A 19,012-nucleotide genomic window follows, 5' to 3' on the forward strand; every position below is an offset into this window, starting at 1 on the left:
TATACAAAAACGTTTGCATTATTGGATGCTAGTTGTTTTAAAAGGCTCAGGTAGTTACTCAACCAATATACACATCATATGTTAGCGTATTTGATTAAAAAAACTACTTTAGGTGTTTTAAGTTAAAACAGATAAGCATTAGCATAAAATAGAAATCACTGTGTATGTCGTCTTCTACAAATCACAAACTCCTTATATATCAATTGTTGCCACGTTTGTTCGGCAACACTAATACTACCAACAAGTACTACGGCTCAATCACCGAAAACGGTTGTGGTAAGTTTAATGACATCACAGAAACAGCACTTGCTGAAATAAAGCGAATGGGCTTTACCCACATATGGTACACTGGCGTTATAGAACATGCTACCATGACTGATTATTCTTCATTTGGGATTAAACCGGATGACCCCGATGTGGTGAAAGGCCGAGCCGGATCGCCTTATGCTATTAAAGACTATTATGACGTTGATCCCGACCTGGCAGTAGATGTAACTAACCGAATGGCTGAATTTCAAGCCTTAATTCAGCGTACGCATCAGCAAGGGCTAAAAGTAATAATAGATTTTGTGCCAAATCATGTAGCACGTACTTATCAATCGGATGCCAAGCCTGCCGGTGTTCGCGATTTTGGAGAAGACGATGATACCAGTCAGGCATTCAGCCCCCAAAACGATTATTATTATTTTCCTGGTCAGCCCTTTGTTGTGCCCAACGGATACAATCCGGGTGGAGATGAATATCAAAGCCCACTTAAGGACGGGCAATTTGACGAGTATCCGGCCAAAGGAACGGGAGACGATGTACATACGCCCAGGCCGTCTATCAACAATTGGTTCGAAACAGTTAAACTGAACTATGGGGTCGACTTTCGTAACGGCTATCAAACACATTTTAATCCTATACCGCCACTATGGACTAAAATGCAGGATATATTAAGTTTTTGGGCTGAGCAAGGTATCGACGCTTTTAGATGTGATATGGTAGAGCTGGTTCCTATCGAGTTTTGGAACTGGATTACTACGCAGTTAAAAAACAATTATCCACACTTACTCTTCATCGGCGAAGCTTACAATCCGCATGAATACAGCAATTACCTGTTTAAAGGTAATTTTGATTACTTGTATGATAAAGTGGGTTTATATGATGCCATCAAAAGGCTTACTCGGAATGAGTACGGTTCCAGTACCTGGGAAATAAATGCTGTCTGGAACTATCAAACCCGTGGCTTTGATGAACGGATGTTGCGTTTTATAGAAAATCATGACGAGCAACGCATCGCATCTCCCGATTTTGCAGGTGACGCATGGTTAGCCGTACCAGGTATGATTTTGACCGCTACCTTGGCTACCGGGCCTGTGATGATTTATTTTGGACAAGAGGTAGGAGAGCCGGCCGCTGGTGCTTCCGGATTTAGTGGTGATGATGGACGTACAACCATTTTTGATTACTGGGGCGTGCCAGAGCATCAAAAGTGGGTAAATAATGGGACGTTTAATGGAGAAAATTTATCCGCAGATCAGCGCAGATTAAGGGAGTTTTACACACGGCTCTTAAATCTTACTGGTGCTAACGAAGCCATCACTCATGGAAAATTTTATGAATTAATGGTAGCCAATCAGCATAATGAGGGTTTTAACGAAAAGGTATATATATATCTTCGTTATACATCAAACCAACGCCTACTTATGTTAGTGAACTTTAATCGGCATGAACACAAAATACAAGTTAACCTTCCCCTTGATTTATTACAGGAACTGCAGGTTGAAGGGGCGATAACTTTCATTGATCTGCTTTCAGATACTGAATTTAGTACACCAAATATCGCTGATGGCGTGCTACTGACACTTAAAGAAATGAGTGGAATACTTTTAAAATTTTAACAAAATATGCTAAAGCTTTCCATCTAATAAGATATTCACAAATCAATAAATCTGATTGAGATGCCAATTTAGATATGGTAGATTATGTCGATGTTAGGTTAGGGCTGGTTTGCATTGTACGCTGGCCTTAACCTAAAAATCATTTTGGTAATCTGTCTAATTTCTATATTTTTCCCAGAATTTAAAGCAATGTAACTATCGGTTTAAAATACCGAGTACAATGGCTTGATTGTTGGTAACATTTAACCGGTAAACTTCGTTAACATCATGTAAAGGCCTCATATTAGCCAATACGCAAGACTAATTAATTTAAATGGAAGAAAATATACTTAAACCAGATACTGATTTCCCAGAAGTACCTGCGAATACTGCTAAACTAATTGAAGAAGAAGAGGAAATTTTCCATCACGTCAATAACCCCGTTGCCAGTTTAAAACCTATTGTAAAAAAATACCTCGGTCCGCCGGTAGGTGTAGAACAAAAAGGCAACCGCTTTTATTTTACCGATGGCGAAGCCAAGGTAGAAGTTGTGGTGGTTACAGATGAAGTTATTCGTGTGCGTATGGCACCGCACGGCGTGTTTTTAGAAGAGTTTTCATATGCGGTACCAAAATTGGATGCCAAGGTATCCATGTTTCATATGCATGATGATGAAAATGAATACCGGGTGTCGACCAATACGGTAAACTGCCACATCAGCAAAAAAGATTTTTTTATTTCATTTTCCGATAGCCAGAATCATGTTACCAGCGCTGATGCGGTGCAGATGCATTGGGAAGAAAATGTACAGTTTGGGGGATATTACGTATTTGGTACCAAAGTATGCCACTCTGACGAGGCTATTTACGGTTTGGGCGATAAGCCCACTGACTTGAATTTGCGCGGCAAACGACTGGTAAATTGGAATACTGATGCTTACTCATTTAACTGGCATCAGGATCCTATTTATCGGAGTATACCATTTTACATTAGCTTAAACGAAGGTATAGCGCACGGCATATTTTTCGACAATACCTTCAAAAGTTACTTTGACTTCGGTAAGGAAGATCATACCAAAACCAGCTTTTGGGCAGATGGGGGTGAGTTGCAATACTATTATATCCACGGTCCGCATATGATGGATGTGGTAAAACGCTACCACTTACTAACCGGTACCCATCCAATGCCGCCGCTTTGGGCTTTAGGCTACCATCAGTGCCGCTGGAGCTACTACCCTGAATCAAAAGTAAGAAAGGTAGCTAATGGCTTCCGCGAAAATAAGATCCCGTGCGACGGTTTGTACCTGGACATTGACTATATGGACGGCTACCGTTGTTTTACCTGGAACCGTAAGTATTTCCCTGATCCTAAAAAAATGATCAAGGAACTGGCTGCTGATGGTTTTAAAACAGTAGTTATTATCGATCCGGGCATTCGTGTTGATGACAATTACTGGGTGTTTAAAGAGGGTAAAGAAAAACGCTATTTCTGCCGCCGTTCGGACGACTATTTTATGGAAGGGCACGTGTGGCCGGGCCGTTGCCAGTTTCCTGACTTTACTAACCCTGAAGTGCGTGAATGGTGGGGAACGTTGTTTGACGAATTGATACAGATGGGTGTGGCGGGTGTATGGAACGATATGAATGAGCCAGCTGTATTCGGTAACGGCACTTTCCCTGATGATGTTCGTCACCAATATGATGGTTTCCGCGGTTCGCACCGTAAAGCACATAACGTTTATGGTATGCAAATGGTGCGTGCTACTTACGAGGGTATGCGCAAAATCATGAAAAATAAACGTCCGTTTACCATCACCCGTGCAGGTTATTCAGGTGTTCAACGGTATGCATCTGTATGGACTGGTGACAACGTGGCTTCGTGGGATCATTTGCGTTTGGGTAACGTGCAATGTCAGCGTTTGTCTATGTCGGGCATACCATTTTGTGGTACCGATATTGGTGGCTTTAGCGGCGAGCCCGATGGCGAGTTGTTTACCCGTTGGATACAGATGGGAACATTTTCACCGTTTATGCGTGCACACTCAGCCGGTGATACTAAAGAACGCGAACCATGGAGTTTTGGTGAACCATATACTTCCATTAATCGTAAATTTATCGAATTAAGATATAAGCTTTTGCCTTACATGTATTCAACCTTTTGGGAGCATCACCGTTATGGCTTCCCGATATTAAGGCCGGTTGTAATGCAGGAGCAAAATGAGATAAATAATCAGGCACGCCAGGATGAGTTTACGTATGGCGACAAAATATTGGTTTGCCCGGTAATGGATCCAGGTCAAAAAAGTCGGCGTGTATATTTGCCTGCTGGTAAATGGTATTATTACTGGGATAATGCTTATGTTGATGGCGGACAAGAAATAGAGGTGGCTACGCCTTTAGAAGTTATGCCACTGTTTGTAAAAGCAGGTTCAGTAGTTCCTGAGTATCCGGTAATGCAGTATGTAGGCGAAAAAGAAATTGAAGAAGTAAGATTGAACGTATACTACAGTGATCACATTGCCAACTCTTTCTTTTTTGAAGACTACGGCGAAACTTTTGCCTACGAGCAGGATATTTATTCTGAAAAGAAATTTGTTGTAAGTGGTAAAGAAACCGTTTTAACTATACAGCAAAGTATGGAAGGCTTGTACACGCCGCGTTATGAATATTACCGTTTCAATGTGGTAGGTTTGCCGTTTAAACCATCAAAAATTATTATAGATGGTACCGAGGTTACTGACTTTGTTATGAATGCCGACAAGTGCCTGGAATTTAGATATACTAAAAACTTTAAATTGATTGAAATTTTATAATTAGAGCTTATAAAATTCTATAGCGTCATTGTTTAAAAGCAATGGCGCTTTTTTATTTTATATGGTGTTATGCTGTAAGTTTATTAGTATTGCAGTAAGTAAAACAACCGCAAGGTTAGGGTGTTCAGCAATGTGTATCTTGTCTTGTATTGAGTTGCGTCAATCTATCTACTGTAATTACGAAATAAGGCCTGCATAGGCTATCTAGCTATGGCAAAAAGAACCATTAAATCAAATCCTGAGTCAACCGAGAACGTAAGTCCAGAAACAAGCGCTCCAGAAAAAGTTATAACGCCGTTTCCAGAATCGGAACCCGTGAAGACAGCGAAATCTTCGGCATCCAGAAAAAAGCTTAAAGAAGATACTTCTGAACCTGGTTTTCCAGAATCGGAACCCGTGAAAACAATTAAAACACGCAAGCCTAAAGCTAATGCAAATCAAGCTGAAACGCCGGCTGATGAAGTTTCGATTAAAACGCTGCTGACTGAAATTCCGAAAAAAAAAGCACGTGCAGCTAAAGCAAAAAAAGCAAATGCAGAAGATACCAGTGCTGCGCCGGTAAGCAATTTACCAGTTATACCGGATACATCGGCAGAGCCAGAGCCGCACCCTGTTGACGTTAATAAAATAGAGGCATATAGCCGCTTTACAGATTTTGATATTAGCCTGTTTAAATCGGGGCGACACTACCGTTTGTACGAAAAAATGGGTTCGCATGTAGTGACTCATAATGGTGTGGTAGGTACATATTTTGCAGTGTGGGCACCAAACGCCCAATTTGTATCAGTAATTGGTAATTTCAATTACTGGGATCGTGGGTCACATCCGCTTTACCACCGTTGGGACTCTTCGGGCATATGGGAAGGATTTATACCGCATGTTGGCGATGGCGAAGTATACAAATATTACGTCCGGTCGTCTGAAGGAGAAGACCTGGAAAAAGGAGACCCTTACGCCTTGCGCTGGGAAGAACCGCCACAAACAGCTTCAATTGTAGCACATACATACTACGAATGGAAAGACGGCGATTGGATGACCAACCGCTATCAGCATAACGCATTAGATAAACCATATTCAGTTTATGAAATGCACATAGGTTCTTGGGCCCGTAGTGATGAAAGTCCCAATGAGTTCTATACTTACGATCAGGTAGCCGAGCGCCTGGTACCTTACATTAAGGATATGGGCTTTACACATGTGGAGTTTATGCCCGTAATGGAACACCCTTATTATCCTAGCTGGGGATACCAGTTGAGTGGTTATTACGCAGCTGCATCACGCTGGGGCACGCCACAGCAATTAATGTATTTGATAGAACAGTTGCACTTAGCTGGCATAGGGGTAATATTAGATTGGGTGCCATCACATTTTCCGGGAGATGCTAATGCCCTTTATAAGTTTGATGGTACGCACTTGTATGAGCATGCCGATGTACGTCAGGGTTATCATCCCGACTGGACATCTTATATATTCAATTACGGCCGTAACGAAGTCAAATCGTTTTTGATAAGCAATGCTTTCTTTTGGCTAGACCGCTACCATGCCGACGGCTTACGGGTTGATGGTGTCGCGTCTATGCTATATTTAGACTATTCGCGAAAAGAAGGGGAGTGGATACCTAATCAATATGGTGGTAATGAAAATTTGGAAGCAATTGAGTTTTTAAAAGAATTCAATTCAGCAGTTTATAGCACATTCCCTGATGTGCAAACCATTGCCGAAGAATCTACCTCATTTAAAGGCGTAAGTAGGCCGGTGCATCACGGCGGTTTAGGCTTTGGTATGAAATGGATGATGGGGTGGATGCACGATACTATCAACTATTTTGGCAAAGATTCGGTTTACCGTAAACATCACCATGATCAAATTACATTTAGTTTGATCTATGCCTTTACCGAAAACTTTATGTTGCCGTTTTCGCATGATGAAGTAGTTTATGGAAAGGGATCCATGATCAACAAAATGCCGGGGGACGAATGGCAGCGTTATGCAAATTTGCGCCTGGTATACAGTTATATGTTCACTCACCCCGGAGCAAAATTGCTATTTATGGGGGCTGAGTTTGCACAAGTTTCTGAGTGGAACTTTGGGCAATCACTTGATTGGTGGATAACACAATTCGATTGCCATCAGGGCATTAAAGAATCTGTAAAAGCGCTCAACCACCTTTACCGTAGTGAACCGGCCTTGTATCAAAAAAGCTTTGAAGAAGGTGGGTTTGAATGGGTTGATGGTGGTAATAGCAACGATTCTATTTTAGTTTATTTACGTAAAGGACATGAGCCAAATGATGATGTGCTGATCATTTTAAACATGACGCCAAGTGTGCACTACAACTATCGTATCGGCGTACCGCAAGAAGGCCAATGGAAGGAAATTTATAACTCGGATGCCAAAGTATATTGGGGATCTGGTGTAGACAATCCTTATCCGATTACTGCCGGGGCTGAAAGCTGGCATGGCCGTAGTCATTCTATTAGCGTTACGCTGCCACCATTAGGAGCAGTAGTATTTAAGAAATTATAAATGATAGATTACTAGCACAACTTAATTCGAACTAAAATAGGCCGAGCAATTGCTCGGCCTATTTTAGTTTAAATCACTTTCTATTCGTTTACAAGCTCGCCTTGTATTCGCAATTGGCGATAGCCCGTTTATAATCTTCAATTGAATCAAAATTCAGGCACAGCTTAATTGCTTTTTTGTAATAACTTATGGCTTCATCAAAATTTTGAGCATATTCTTCAATGATACCCAGCCGGTAATTAATAAGTGCTTTATCAACCAATGGGCGGGCGATTGCTTTCTCGGCAATGGCTTTAGCTTTATCCCACTGTTCTAAATTAGTGTACAACACAATTAGATTAATATAAGCGTGCGGGTATTGCGGATTGCTTTTGATAGCAGCTCTATAATGATTTTCAGCCCGGCTGTAGTCATCAAACTGTGTGCGGTAAAGCCAACCTAGTGAATTATGTGCTTGTGCAGTAGCAGGCTCTTCTAAAATAATATTTTCGAGTAGTTGTTTAGCTTGTAAATAATTGGCGTTTCGGATGGCTTCTTCGGCCTCAAGATATATATCTTCCCAGTTATGCATGTTCGTATCGTTTATGATAACAGGCAATATACGAAATTTTGACGACTATTTAGGTAGTCAAATCATGCCTTGACACAACGTAAACAAAAAAAGCCGGACTAAGCAGTCCGGCTTTTTATAAATGATATATGGTTAATTACAGTTTACCAACTTCTTCAACTAAGTCGATCAGTTTGTTTGAGTAACCCCACTCGTTATCGTACCAAGATACTACTTTAATGAAGTTGTCATTTAAAGCGATACCGGCTTTAGCGTCAAATATTGAAGTACGAGAATCACCTTTGAAATCTTCTGAAACAACCTCGTCTTCAGTGTACCCTAAAATTCCTTTCAGTTCACCTTCAGATGCTTCTTTCATAGCAGCTTTAACTTGCTCATAAGATGTGCTGTTTTTTAAACGCACGGTTAAATCTACTACAGATACGTCGGCAACAGGTACGCGGAAAGACATACCGGTTAATTTACCTTTTAAGGCAGGGATAACCAATGATACTGCTTTAGCCGCACCAGTTGATGAAGGGATGATGTTTTGGTAAGCACCACGGCCACCTCTCCAATCTTTAGCCGAAGGGCCGTCAACTGTTTTTTGAGTAGCAGTAACTGCGTGTATAGTACTCATTAAACCTTCTTCAATACCAAATTTATCATTCAGTACTTTAGCGATTGGAGCCAGACAGTTAGTGGTACATGAAGCGTTAGATACGATGGTATGCTCAGCGTTCAGTTCTTTGTGGTTTACACCCATTACAAAAGTAGGAGTGTCATCTTTAGCAGGAGCAGACATCACTACTTTTTTAGCGCCAGCGTCAATGTGTTTTTGAGCTGTTTCTTGTGTTAAGAACAAGCCGGTTGACTCGATAATTACTTCGGCACCAACTTCATTCCATTTCAGGTTAGCCGGATCTTTCTCAGCAGTTACACGGATAGTTTGACCGTTTACAACCAAGTTACCGTCTTTAACTTCGATGGTACCTTCAAATTTACCATGAGTTGAGTCGTATTTCAACATGTAAGCCATATAATCAGGCTCAACCAAATCGTTAATACCAACCACTTCAACACCTGGTCTTTGAATGGCAGCTCTGAAAGCTAAACGACCGATACGGCCGAATCCGTTAATTCCTATTTTCATGTTTTTATTAGTTTTTATTTGAATAGTATGTTAATAAATTGTTTATAGGTTCTTTTAAAATGAAAGCAATTTCAAACCCTGCATTATTAGCGGCCTGTTGTAAATAAGGCTTAAACCCTGCTGCAATAGAACCGGCAAAGTGAACTTTAGCCTCTGGATATTGCTTTCTTAAGGGTAGAACGTAGGTGTCAATCAATTTGTTAAAGCCGTTCATTAGTACCGATTGCAGGTAATGGTCGTCAGGGTTGTCAATAAAGAAGTCGGCTAGCGAACTTAGGTACAAAGCAGGTTGCTTTTGTCTGTAAACTTTATCTAACAAAACTTTACGATCAGCATCATACTTTTTGGCAAACTTGCGTCGCAAATGATCTGGCAAAGACTCGTTGATATACGCTTTAACCAGTTGTTTGCCCAGCCAATTACCAGACCCTTCATCTGCTAAAACATAGCCTAAGCCGTAATTGTTCGGTTTAATTTTTTTTCCGTCAAACCATGCAGCGTTTGATCCGCTTCCGCAAATGCTTACAATGCCGGGTTCAGTTTTACAACAGGCAATGGCCGCACCTAGTATATCGTGCTCAACAGAAATCTTTGCAAACTTAAAAAATAGCGAAAAGCCGTTTATAACCGTGTTTTTTAACTCAGTGCTTAAAACTCCAGCACCAAAAAAATAAATACGTTTAATTTCTTCGGCATGGTGTATTAAGTTAATGTTTTTGTTGAGCAGTTGGAGGATATACTTTTCGTCGCTAAAAAACGGGTTTATACTGCTTGTTTTGAAGGATGCAATTGTACGGCCTTTAGCGGCAAGCCGCCAGTCTGCATAATTAGACCCGCTGTAAATAATTGCAACCATAGACATCCGTAAGTTTTACGGCGAGCAAATATAGCAACTTTAATCAGTTATAGATAAAAGCGAAATTAAGTAGTCGCTTTAAATTTTTTATATTGTTATTTTTTGTCATTGATTAATATCGATATTTTAACGATGTGAATAATTGATTGTCAAATTTTTACTTAAACTATTGTGTTATTGTATAAATTACACTTAGTTAATTTTATGTAAATTTATCTCGTTAAAAAATTAGCTCTATCTTTAAAAACGTAATAAATATTTTAAACCTTGGAAGTAGATATGCCTAAGTTCGAATCGGCTATTTCAATAGACTGTGTAATATTTGGTTTTGAAGCCGGCGAACTAAAAATATTATTGATTGAAAGAAGTAATGATCCGTTTAAAGACTGGTTAGCATTACCTGGAAACCTAGTTAAACAGGACGAAGGTATAGATGAAGCGGCAGGCCGTATATTACACGAGCTGACTGGCTTGAACGATCTGCACATGGAGCAATTTCATACTTTTGGCGAAGTAAACCGACATCCAAGCGGCCGCGTTATTACTATTGCCTATTATGCGTTGATACGCATTAATAGCCAAAAAGAACTGAAGCCATTAATTCAATTTGCAAAGAAAGCTTTTTGGCATCCGGTAAGTGATTTGCCTAAACTGGCGTTTGATCATAGCGAAATTTTTAAAACTGGTTTTAATAAATTGCGTCGCAGGCTTAATTACCAACCTATTGCCTACGAGTTGTTGCCCGAAAAGTTTACGCTTACTCAATTACAGCAACTTTATGAAGCTATATTGAATAAGAAGTTAGATAAACGTAATTTTCGGAAAAAAATGCTGAGCTACGGCTTTTTAAAAGAGCTAGACGAAAAACAGAAGAACGTATCGTTCAGGGCAGCAAAGCTATATAAATTTGATAGAAGAAAATATGGCAAGATATTTCAGAACGAGTTAAATATCGAGTAACATAATATCATATAAGCAAAAAGGGCCGTCTAAAACAGACGGCCCTTTTTGCTTCAAATTAGTTTTATTATAATTGACTTGGTTCCATATCCAAATGGAATTTAACCAAATTATCTATAGGTGAGCGGATGATAGTGCCCATCTTCATGCCGTTCTCCGTAACAACCTCTTCCAAAACGTTTCTAAAATTGTAGCCAACTGAGCCAATACAATTGAAGGTGTAGTTTTGATAGTTAGGGTAATGCGTTACCAAATTACGGAAAAAGTCTTCAAAAGAAGTTTTTACCAAATTGCGGGTATATTCAAGGTGTACATTATTGTCATAAACAAATTTACTAAAGCTAGCGCAAAAGCGGTTTGCTAACGGTTCTGAGTATACTTTTTGGTTAACGTCATCCGGTGTTAAATGATAGGTATCCCAAAAGTTTTTGCGAACAGCTTCAGGCATGTAACCTCTTAGGTAATCTACCAAAAGTTTTTTGCCGATATAACAGCCACTGCCTTCGTCACCTAAAATGTAAGCGCCCGAATCAATATTATGAACAACGTCTTTGCCATCATATAAACAAGTGTTGGTACCTGTTCCTAAGATTGCAGCAAAGCCTTCTGTACGGCCAAGCAATGCACGAGCGGCAGCTAACAAGTCATGACCTATATTCACTTTTGCTTTAGTAAATACCCGGCTCATGCCATCAGCAACTTGCTGACGCTTTTCGTCTGTAGAACAGCCAGCACCGTAATAATTAACTTCGGTAATGTTGTCTGTTTTTAAATCAGCCGGTAAATTGGTAGTAAGTGATTGTACTATATAGTCAGGTGTAACAAAATAAGGATTGTAACCTTCGGTATTAAAGTAAACTTTTTTACCTTCATCGGTAACCAAGCACCAGTTGGTTTTAGTTGAACCGCCGTCAGCAATTAATTTCATGGATATGTTGATTAAGTTGGGGTTAAAAGTATGATTAAAGTCGATTTAAAAAAAATTTATTTTGTTGTAAATCGTACACGAAGGGTAAAGTAAACTGCAATATACAATTGTACAAGTATGTTCCAGCGGCTTTTGAAACAATCAAATAAATTTTACTATAAGTTGTCTGTATGTTGAAGTCGATAAGACACCGTTTAGGCGACACATTATTATTTATATTGTCCATTACTTGTTTTGAATGTATCAGCTAATTCGCGGATTAGATTATTTACTGTCGTTTTTACAATACATTATAGAAGTATTATTAAGAGGCTCTTTTTATAATAACGAATTTTATTATAGCTTATGAAATCCATAGATAGTTATGAATTAACATATTAAGAACAGTAACTAGATATGCGAAAATTTAGCTAGACAAGTTGGATGTTTTTGTAGACACTTTGTGTAGCGCAATTATTGCATTATATCATGCGCTTGCTTTGCTTAATGGCAAAAAACTCCTTATTGATATAATATATGTCGAAGAATAACCAATTATTCTTTTTTATTTAAGTGTACGAAAAAGCATGAACAGTAACACATTATTACTATTGCCACTGCGAAATGTGCTGATAATAAGCAGTATTTTGAAATACAAAGATTTGTAATTTGAGGATCAATGCGACATTTGTTGATATTATATGAGAAATGTGTGCTGACTGGAAGGTGCTGTAATTAAAATAATTCGTTGATAAATGCGCAAACAATTATAAAGGCACGTATGTTGCTATGCACGTCACCGGATTAATTGTCAAAAATATTCTGTTCAATAATTCAAAAATATTTATACTTGGCATTTCTTTTAAGAAGAAACGCCTGAACTTATGTCACGCTTGTGTAGATGATATTTAAGAAACTTCGCATATCTTTGTACGTGAATACGGATTTTTATCTTTAACGACCCGGTTAAGGCGTTACATGAGTGCTGTTTTTCTATGAATAAGAGATATTGATGAATTAATACACGATACAGCAGTTTTATTTTGGCTAAGCACAACCGCATTTTATTATTTAACTATGCATCTTTACTAATAACGGGAGTTCGAAAATCAATTATGCCAAAAATTGTTCGAAATTAGCTTTAGTAAGCAAATCATAATATCACGAGAACTAAATGTTTACACACTTTGCAAGCACATATACAATAAAAACTGTTTTGCAAAAGACCATTCCAAAAAATGAAATATCGTTTATATCTACCCTTTCTAGTTCTTTTCTTAACTGTACTCTGTTTTCTTTCAACCCGCGCACAAACGCTAAATCAGCTAGATTTAGCAAACATCAATGTTGATCAGCTATCTGACGTTAAAATACGTCAATTAATGTCTGATGCAGCTGCACAAGGCTTGGATGATATAAGCCTGCCGCAACTATTACGTACCAAAGGAATGCAGCCTGCACAGATACAAAAACTGCAAAACAGAATTAAGTTGTTGGCCACCCGCAATTCAAGAGCCTCGCTTGACAGCACTGCAACGACGCGCAGAGTAACGGGAGATATTGATACCGCAAGCAATAAAAGGGATTCGTTGACCAAGACCACCATCAAGGTGTTTGGTTCTGATCTATTTAGAGGCAGTAGTACAACTTTCGAACCTAATTTACGGATTGCGACCCCGGTAAATTATATTCTAGGACCAGACGATCAGTTAAACATAAACGTATATGGAAATTCATTGGTTGATTGGCGACTTGTAGTTTCACCAGAGGGAACAATAAATATACCGGGAGTGGGGGTAGTAAATGTGGCTGGTCGTACCGTTGAGCAAGCTACCAGTATTATAAAAACCCGACTGGCAGCCAATAACTATGCTATTGGCAGAGGTACAAATGTCAATGTTTCATTAGGCAATATTCGTAGTATCAAAGTTACCGTAACGGGCGAGGCTCTAAAACCGGGTACTTACACGCTGCCTTCTTTAGCTACTGTATTTAATGCGCTGGTTGCCGCTGGTGGTCCGGGCGAGAATGGATCATTCAGACAAATTTATGTTATCCGTAATAACCGTATCATTAAAACATTGGATATATACGATTTCATTCTACGTTCAGATCAAAAAGATAACATCGCTTTAAGAGATCAGGATATTATCCGTATACCTACTTACAAAGTTCGCGTGCAGATGAACGGGCAAATTAAACACCCGGCTATTTTCGAAGTATTACCTGGTGAGCATTTAAAAGACGTTATCGGCTTCGCGGGCGGTTTTACAGATGAAGCTTATACCGCCAAGGTTACTGCCTTGCAAATCTCTAATCAAGAACGTCGAATAGTGGACGTTGAGGAGAGCGATTTTGACAACTACATTCCATTACGTGGAGATCGCTATACGGTTGATGCTATATTAAATCGGTATGAAAATCGTGTTGCAATTAACGGTGCTGTATTTCGCCCGGGCGATTATGAATTAGAAAAAGGACTTACGCTGTCCGGGCTAATTGCAAAAGCTGCTGGTTTGCGTGAAGACGCTTATTTACAACGCGGTTATTTAACTCGTTTGCGGCCGGATAATACTACCGAAAGTATAGCATTTGACGTGCAGGCTATACTTAATAAAACCGCTGCTGATATTCCGTTACAACGCGAAGACGTTGTGAACATATCCTCTATATTTGATTTGCGTGACCAATATAAAGTTAGCATAAAGGGCGAAGTGCGGCAGCCGGGAGATTTTGACTATGCCGAAGGATTAACTGTTGAAGGTTTAATTCAGCAAGCCGGTGGACTAGCTGAGGGTGCGAGCGCAAAGCGTATACAAGTGGCCCGCCGAATTAATTCAGCTGATCCAAAAGCTAAAAATTCACCTATTTCAGAAGTTTATAGTATTGATATAAGCGACAAGCTTAGCTTAGCTAGTAGCAATTTCGTATTGAAGCCTTTTGATATCGTTTCTGTATTTACGTTGCCAGGTTTCGAAACATTAAGAACCGTAACTTTAGAAGGCGAAGTTTTGTATCCCGGTCCTTACACGATCAAATCAAAAGATGAAAAAATTTCAGATCTGATCGCTCGTGCAGGTGGTTTAACAGCATCGGCTTATCCTTCAGGTGGAACGTTAAAGCGCACCAATTTAGCTATATTAGGTATTGACAAAAATAGAACTGACACAGTTGCATTAGAGCGCGAGCGTATACGACGGTTACGTAATCTGCAACAAAATGTGAATGGATCTTCTGTGGTTAACGAGGATCAGATTAGAAATGATTATGTAGGCATTGATCTGCAAAAGATCATAGACAAGCCCGGATCTAGAACTGACCTTTTGCTGGAAGACGGCGATATTATTAGGATACCCAAACAACAGCAGGTTGTTCGGGTTAATGGAGAGGTTTTATACCCAAGTATTGTAGTATTTGACAAAGGCAAATCATTTAAAGATTATGTTATTAATGCCGGTGGATTTTCATCAACGGCAATGAGACGCGGCGCTTATGTGGTGTATCCTAACGGAACGGTAAAAGGAACACGCAAATTCTTATTCTTCAACAATCGCCCTAACGTAAAACCTGGCAGTGAAATTTTTGTACCTCGCAGAGCCGAACGTCGTGGAATATCACTTGGGGACATCGTTGGTATAGGTGGAAGCTTGACATCATTAGTAGCTGTAGTTTTAGGTTTAATCAGTATAACAAAATAGATGCAACGCGAAGTACTACGGGACCAGGAAGAAATTACTTTAAAAGAGGTAATTCTAAAATCTAGAAGATTAATCTATGATTTACTCAGAAACTGGATATATATTGTAATTGCTATAATTATAGGCTGTGTAGCTGGTGTGTTCTACGCCTCTTTTAAACACTATATTTATACAGCCAAATGTACCTTTGTTTTAGAAGAGGGAGAATCACAAAGCAAGTTAAGGTCATACTCAGGCATCGCATCAATGATGGGTATAGACGCTGGCGGAAGCAGCGGTTTATTTCAAGGCGACAACATCATTGAGCTTTATAAATCCAGATCGATGATCGAAAAGACGTTACTTAGCCGTGCAACAATTAAAGGCAAGCCGCAGTTGCTTATTGACAGATACATTGAAGCAAACGGACTAAGAAAATTTTGGGCAGAGAAAGATCCAGCTGTTAAAAATATCCAGTTTGATACAGACAAAGCCCGTTTCACCATTAAACATGATAGCATCATTACCCAGGTAGTTAATGACATTAACAAAAACTACATGGAAGTAGAACGGCCCGATAAGAACTTGAATATCATAAATGTGACGGTGAAGGGAGGAGATGAACCATTTGTGAAAGAATTTAATGACAGGATTGTCACAAATGTAAATGCCTTTTATGTACAAACGAAAACAAAAAAGATATTGGACAATATAGCGTTATTGAAGAGGCAAACCGATAGCTTACGCAATGCAATGAGTTCGTCGATGCGTGGAGTTGCTGCGGCGGCTGATGCCAATCCTAATCCAAACCCTGCCTTACAATCTTTACGAGTACCATCGCAAAGACGTCAGGTAGATGTGCAGGCAAATCAAACCATTTACGCCGAGGCTGTTGCCAATTTAGAGGTTTCCAAAATGTCTTTACGAAATGAAAGCCCTTTAATTCAAATAATAGATAGCCCACTATATCCGCTTGAGAAAGCTAAGCTTAGTAAAACCAAAGCTGCGATTATGGGCGGTTTGTTGGCATTTATATTGACCACAGTCTTTTTGGTGACACGGCGGTTCTTTAATAATATTCTGTCTTAAATAGTGTAAGAGTGGATATGCAATAATGTGTTTAACACTAATATTAAAGCACATCAGTTAATGTTAATTCATAGTGCAATATGCGCTTAAGAAACTGAAAATCTTGTTCTTCTGAAGTAGCTGAAACTGCTAATTTGCCTTTACTTCCCATTAATAATGAGTTTAAGAAAAAACTACTTTTATAATCTTATTTTAACAATATTCAACATATTGTTTCCTATCCTTAGTTTTCCATATGCTTCTAGGGTTTTGGGACCTTTAGGAATAGGGAAGTTCCAATTCATCACATCGTTTGCGCAATACTTTATTCTGATAGCTAGCTTAGGTATCCCTACTTACGGAACAAGAGAAATTGCCAAATATAAAGGTAAAGCAGAAAAGCAGTCGGTCGTCTTTTCAGAGCTGCTAAGCATCTCATTTATCATGAGTGTACTTTTAACCGTAATATATTTAGTTACAGTTATTAGTTTTAATTATTTTTCTTATGATAAGCATTTATATCTAATAGCTTCTATAAGTATTTTAGTTGGTTTCACGAGCATTGATTGGCTTTACGTTGGGCTGGAAGAGTTTAAAATGATAGCAGTGAGATCGGTAATTATTAAGTTGGTATCTCTAATCTTGTTATACACCCTAGTTAAATCGCATGATGACTTAGAGATGTATCTCTATATTAGCATTTTTTCTGCAGTTGCCAATAATGCGTATAATTTATACACGGTACGAAAAAAGGTCAAAATTACCTTCAGCAATTTGGAGTTAAGGAAACATACCCGCCCGCTCTTACTAATTTTTAGTCTTTCCTTAGCAGTAAGTATGTATACCTTGCTCGATGTTGTTCTGTTAGGTTTTTTGTCTAATGCGCGATATGTTGGTTTATATTCAGCTGCTGTTAAACTTACTAAAATTGTAATTCCGTTTATTACGTCAGTGGGAACTGTAACTATGCCTCAGATTTCACACCAATTTGCGGAAGGAAATCTAGATCAAGTAAAATCTGTATTAGACAAATCTTTGCACTTTATATTATTTTTTGCCATTCCTTCTTTTGCGGGATTGATACTATTAGCACCAGAGTGTATTGTAATGTTTTCAGGCGCTAAGTTCTTGGAAGGAACAATTAGCATGCAGATACTTGCCCTATTACCCATAGCTATTGGATTAGGTTATTTTTGGGGGATACAAATTCTTATACCTGCAGGTAAAGATAAAGAAATGGTATATTCGGTGGTAGGGGGAATGTTGATTGCTGTTACATTAAATTTTGTGCTTGTACCAAGGCTAAAAGACGTAGGGGCTTCTATCGCTAACGTTGTTACTGAATTTGCTGTAACTGGCTTTTATATATACTTTGTCAAGAAAAACTTTTCCTTCTCCTTCGGTTGGGCCACTGCATTCAAGTCGGTTGCGGCCTCATTATTGTTTGTGCCCATTATCTTACTAACACGGTCGTTAAACTTAGGCGTTATATTAACATTGGGCATATCTGTAATTACATGTGGAGTAACATACGTAAGCATCCAATGGTTTGTGTTTAAAGATCATCTGATCAACGATTTGTATGTAAGGTTGCTTGAAAAGTTTAAAGGTAAGACAATGGTGCAAGGATTAGAATAATATGCACTTTGACAAAGAAATAAAACCGTCTCTTTATTACTTGTTTTTTAGTTGGTGCGCCCAAAATAAAACTATTAGCTATTATTATGATATCAATAATTATATGTTCTGTCAAGAAGAATTTAAGAGAAGCGATAGTAAAGAATATTGAAGATAGCATTGGCGTTGAACATGAAGTAATTGTTATCGAAAATGAAAAACACAAATACCCGATTGCAAAAGCATATAACATTGGTGCGCAGCAGGCTAAATATCCATATTTGTGCTTCAGCCACGAGGATATTAAGTTTCATACCAAAAACTGGGGACAGATATTAATCGATGATTTTACCAAATCAAAGGCACGGCTTATCGGAGTATTAGGATGTGCTGTCAAAGTCAGCAGTCCTAGTAGTGTTTATTTAGCTTGTTCCAACTTAAATTGTCAAAATCACTTGCAAAGTCATCCTAATCGTGCAACAACATTATCTTATGAAAACCCCTTTGAAGAAAAGTTAAGTAAGGTTTGCATTCTAGACGGATTATTTATTGCATCTACCCGACAAGCGTGGGCGGAAACGAAATTTTCGGAAGAGTATTTGACTGGCTTCCATGGTTATGACATTGATTTTTCAATAAAAAATTTTTTGTTAGGCGATGTTGTGGTGACATACAATTTTTTGCTTGAACATTTTTCCCATGGGTCTTTTAATAAAAGTTGGGTAAGCACGCATTTACGCCTTACCGATATTTGGGAGGAAAAGCTTCCTTTGAAAGCACCAAACGTAAGTGATGAGGCTTTGGCTAATGCCGAATTATTAAATTTGAAAGAATTTATGACTATCTTAATCAACACTGATTATAATTTTTTAACTCAGTTAAGGTATGCATTGAAGCATTTCAAGAAGGCACCATTCGAAAAGATAAATTTTTATTACCTAAGAAGAATGATTTTGCGCAATAAGTTAAACTCATCTTTGAAAGCCATATTTAAACCTAAATTAAATTTCTAATTGTAAAAAGT

Annotated in this window: 12 protein-coding genes; 8 read left to right on the forward strand and 4 right to left on the reverse strand. The window is 38.7% G+C overall.

The genetic code is table 11. The features are described from left to right. Positions 1-164 precede the first annotated feature (164 nt). The 3 genes from GPM24_RS17110 (at position 165) to glgB (ending at position 7,200) form a co-directional block, all read left to right on the forward strand. Positions 165-1,883: an alpha-amylase family glycosyl hydrolase gene (locus tag GPM24_RS17110; protein ID WP_158828324.1), complete on the forward strand. Its 1,719-nt coding sequence runs from the start codon at positions 165-167 to the stop codon at positions 1,881-1,883. A 313-nt stretch (positions 1,884-2,196) separates the two neighbouring features. Beyond that, complete coding sequence (locus tag GPM24_RS17115) at positions 2,197-4,674, forward strand: glycoside hydrolase family 31 protein (RefSeq protein ID WP_158828325.1); 2,478 nt, start codon at positions 2,197-2,199, stop codon at positions 4,672-4,674. A 210-nt stretch (positions 4,675-4,884) separates the two neighbouring features. Next, positions 4,885-7,200, forward strand: a complete 2,316-nt coding sequence (glgB, locus tag GPM24_RS17120; protein ID WP_158828326.1) for a 1,4-alpha-glucan branching protein GlgB — start codon at positions 4,885-4,887, stop codon at positions 7,198-7,200. An 88-nt stretch (positions 7,201-7,288) separates the two neighbouring features. Here the strand turns inward: glgB and GPM24_RS17125 are convergent, their stop codons facing one another. The 3 genes from GPM24_RS17125 to GPM24_RS17135 form a co-directional block, all read right to left on the reverse strand. Next, positions 7,289-7,771 (reverse strand): tetratricopeptide repeat protein, encoded by a 483-nt coding sequence (locus tag GPM24_RS17125; RefSeq protein WP_158828327.1) that lies wholly within the window; start codon positions 7,769-7,771, stop codon positions 7,289-7,291. Positions 7,772-7,907: 136 nt separating this feature from the next. Next, positions 7,908-8,903 (reverse strand): type I glyceraldehyde-3-phosphate dehydrogenase, encoded by a 996-nt coding sequence (gene gap, locus GPM24_RS17130; RefSeq protein WP_158828328.1) that lies wholly within the window; start codon positions 8,901-8,903, stop codon positions 7,908-7,910. A 7-nt stretch (positions 8,904-8,910) separates the two neighbouring features. After that, positions 8,911-9,759: a hypothetical protein gene (locus tag GPM24_RS17135; protein ID WP_158828329.1), complete on the reverse strand. Its 849-nt coding sequence runs from the start codon at positions 9,757-9,759 to the stop codon at positions 8,911-8,913. Between the two features lie 279 nt (positions 9,760-10,038). Between GPM24_RS17135 and GPM24_RS17140 the strand changes: the two genes are divergently transcribed. Then, positions 10,039-10,719, forward strand: a complete 681-nt coding sequence (locus GPM24_RS17140; protein ID WP_199269778.1) for an NUDIX hydrolase — start codon at positions 10,039-10,041, stop codon at positions 10,717-10,719. A gap of 67 nt (positions 10,720-10,786) precedes the next feature. Here the strand turns inward: GPM24_RS17140 and GPM24_RS17145 are convergent, their stop codons facing one another. Further along, positions 10,787-11,647, reverse strand: a complete 861-nt coding sequence (locus GPM24_RS17145; protein WP_158828331.1) for an N-acetylglucosamine kinase — start codon at positions 11,645-11,647, stop codon at positions 10,787-10,789. A gap of 1,217 nt (positions 11,648-12,864) precedes the next feature. Between GPM24_RS17145 and GPM24_RS17150 the strand changes: the two genes are divergently transcribed. The 4 genes from GPM24_RS17150 to GPM24_RS17165 all read left to right on the forward strand — a co-directional run bounded on the left by GPM24_RS17150 (position 12,865) and on the right by GPM24_RS17165 (position 19,001). Continuing rightward, positions 12,865-15,324 carry an SLBB domain-containing protein gene (locus GPM24_RS17150; protein ID WP_158828332.1) on the forward strand — a complete coding sequence of 820 codons (2,460 nt, stop codon included), beginning with the start codon at positions 12,865-12,867 and terminating at the stop codon, positions 15,322-15,324. Then, complete coding sequence (locus GPM24_RS17155; RefSeq protein WP_158828333.1) at positions 15,325-16,392, forward strand: Wzz/FepE/Etk N-terminal domain-containing protein; 1,068 nt, start codon at positions 15,325-15,327, stop codon at positions 16,390-16,392. Positions 16,393-16,548: 156 nt separating this feature from the next. After that, positions 16,549-18,009: a flippase gene (locus GPM24_RS17160; protein ID WP_158828334.1), complete on the forward strand. Its 1,461-nt coding sequence runs from the start codon at positions 16,549-16,551 to the stop codon at positions 18,007-18,009. Between the two features lie 86 nt (positions 18,010-18,095). Further along, a complete protein-coding gene (locus tag GPM24_RS17165; protein ID WP_158828335.1) occupies positions 18,096-19,001 on the forward strand; it encodes a glycosyltransferase in 906 nt (301 codons plus the stop codon). The last annotated feature ends 11 nt before the right edge of the window (positions 19,002-19,012 follow it).

Source organism: Mucilaginibacter lacusdianchii (assembly GCF_009770985.1).
Classification (GTDB): Bacteria; Bacteroidota; Bacteroidia; order Sphingobacteriales; family Sphingobacteriaceae; genus Mucilaginibacter; species Mucilaginibacter lacusdianchii.